Raw genomic sequence first — 2072 nt, 5'->3', positions numbered from 1 at the left:
GGGCTAAATCATATATGTTTTTTCCTCAAAAAATAAATAGAGAATAACAATTTTGAAAAAAAATCTAAGGATCATCTCTAGAAACTTAAAAATCTTAGGTAATTTTCTCTTAAATAAGTAGAAACAAATCTAAATTTACTTAGACCTACGGATTTAAGGCTGTGACTAGTGGCATCATCGTTTGGTCAATCCCATTAAATATCCATCACTGTCAATTTTTAAAACCGTATGATCATCATGGTAATTCCTTGCACTACTATATTTCCAATCAACAGGATCGGTCACAAAACCAGACTCAACAGGATTGCCGTGAATATAATCAATCTTTTGCTGTATAACTTTATCAACATGACTGGGCATAAAACAACAGGCATAGAGTTCCATTGCTTTTTTTGCTCTGCAATATTCAAGACTACTAGCAATAATTGATAGGTATCGCTCTTTGGTAAATACATCTATCCAATACACTGTAGCAAAGCTAACAAAGTATAAACCAGATTTGTTGTGAAATTTATAATTCCTGCTCATCGTATAGCAAAAATACAACAAGCCAATTTCATTTTTTGAAACTGGCTTGTTGTTCTCTTTCTTACTCTTACCGCCACTAGTCATAGACTAGCGGGAGCGGGGAATTTTCGTTGTGGCTTTTTGTGTACACCTAATTTTTTTAACATTATATTAAAAAGTACCAAAAAATGTAGGTATTTAATCATCATTCAACAGCGTCGATATGGATTTTATATATATCATAACAATCTTTATTTTTTTGCTTGAGGATAGCATACTTATTTGAGTATTCGGAATGTCTAGTTGTTAAAAATTCATCTCTATTTTTAGTTTCATACCTCCTCAATTCCTCGGAGTTAATAGTCCTATACTTTGATTTTAACCTAAATTCTAACCAAGGATTCATAACAGGTTGCGTTTTTATAACTAACATTCCATTTTGGTCTACCTCATTAGTACGTTTTTTTAAACCTTTCCAGATGCTATCCCTCGTTTTTTTCACATTAATTCCTTTTTGATTTTTAAATAAAAACACATTCTTGTTTTCGATTAAAACTAATTTATCATTTTGATCTAACATTAAAAAAATAGTATCTTTTTTTTGAGAAAAAACTAAAAGGCTATTATAACCTAACAATATTGCAAAAACATACTTTTTCATTATTCACAGTTTTTATTTCCATTAATCTTATAATTACTCCATTGTAACTCAATTCTATCCTCTTCAGTATCATCAAGATCCCTAAAAGTCTTAGTTCGATTTAAACCTTCCCCCGCTCCCGCTAGTCTATGACTAGTGGCGTCATCGTTTGGTCAATCCCATTAAATATCCATCACTGTCAATTTTTAAAACCGTATGATCATCATGGTAATTCCTTGCACTACTATATTTCCAATCAACAGGATCGGTTACAAAACCAGACTCAACAGGATTGCCGTGAATATAATCAATCTTTTGCTGTATAACTTTATCAGTCCATAACTCAATAGGTTTATTATGTTGCTGCCAAAATTGTTTTTTGGTAACTGTTGGATTTTTCTTTCCTGCTTTTTCAAACATCCATAGCAACCAGTCTTTTCTGCTTTCCTGCGGGTTTTCTGTGATAGATTCTATAACCTTCTTTGCAGTATGTTTCTTGAAGTCGCGAATTAATCCGGCAGGATCATTATTGCAAGAGCAAAATACCAAATGAACATGACTAGGCATAAAACAATAGGCATAGAGTTCCATTCCTTTTTTTGCTCTGCAATACTCAATACTACTAGCAAGAATTGATAGGTATCGCTCTCTGGTAAATACATCTATCCAATACACTGTAGCAAAGCTAACAAAGTATAAACCAGATTTGTTGTGAAATTTATAATTCCTGCTCATCGTATAGCAAAAATACAACAAGCCAATTTCATTTTTTGAAACTGGCTTGTTGTTCTCTTTCTTATTCTTACCGCCACTAGTCATAGCCTTAAATCCTTAGGTCTATTACAAAAAATAACCGCAAACTATTTGTTTACAAAGGTTTGCGGTTTTATGTGTTTTCACCTAAATTGGTGTTGCGACAAAACAC

The 2072-nt window shown here is 32.4% G+C and carries 3 protein-coding genes; all 3 read right to left on the bottom strand.

Features of this window, described 5'->3' with window-relative positions:
* Nucleotides 1–174: 174 nt before the first annotated feature.
* A complete protein-coding gene (locus ACFSJT_RS08440) occupies nt 175–528 on the bottom strand; it encodes a transposase (RefSeq protein ID WP_378319817.1) in 354 nt (117 codons plus the stop codon).
* Between the two features lie 184 nt (nt 529–712).
* The gene (locus ACFSJT_RS08435; RefSeq protein WP_378319816.1) at nt 713–1168 is read right to left on the bottom strand and encodes a hypothetical protein; all 456 of its coding nucleotides are present in this window, start codon (nt 1166–1168) and stop codon (nt 713–715) included.
* A gap of 141 nt (nt 1169–1309) precedes the next feature.
* Entirely contained in the window at nt 1310–1882 is a 573-nt protein-coding gene (locus ACFSJT_RS08430) for an REP-associated tyrosine transposase (RefSeq protein WP_378319815.1), read from the bottom strand.
* Between the last annotated feature and the right edge of the window lie 190 nt (nt 1883–2072).

This window comes from Aquimarina celericrescens, assembly GCF_042682765.1.
Lineage (GTDB): Bacteria > Bacteroidota > Bacteroidia > Flavobacteriales > Flavobacteriaceae > Aquimarina > Aquimarina celericrescens.
The sequence above is the reverse complement of the archived record's forward strand: the minus strand, read 5'-3'. Positions and strand labels throughout refer to the sequence as shown.

Excerpts from the sequence above, each read along its gene's own strand:
- ACFSJT_RS08440 (WP_378319817.1), bottom strand. The coding sequence starts at position 528 with ATGAGCAGGAATTATAAATTTCACAACAAATCTGGTTTATACTTTGTT.
- ACFSJT_RS08435 (WP_378319816.1), bottom strand. The coding sequence starts at position 1,168 with ATGAAAAAGTATGTTTTTGCAATATTGTTAGGTTATAATAGCCTTTTA.
- ACFSJT_RS08430 (WP_378319815.1), bottom strand. The coding sequence starts at position 1,882 with ATGAGCAGGAATTATAAATTTCACAACAAATCTGGTTTATACTTTGTT.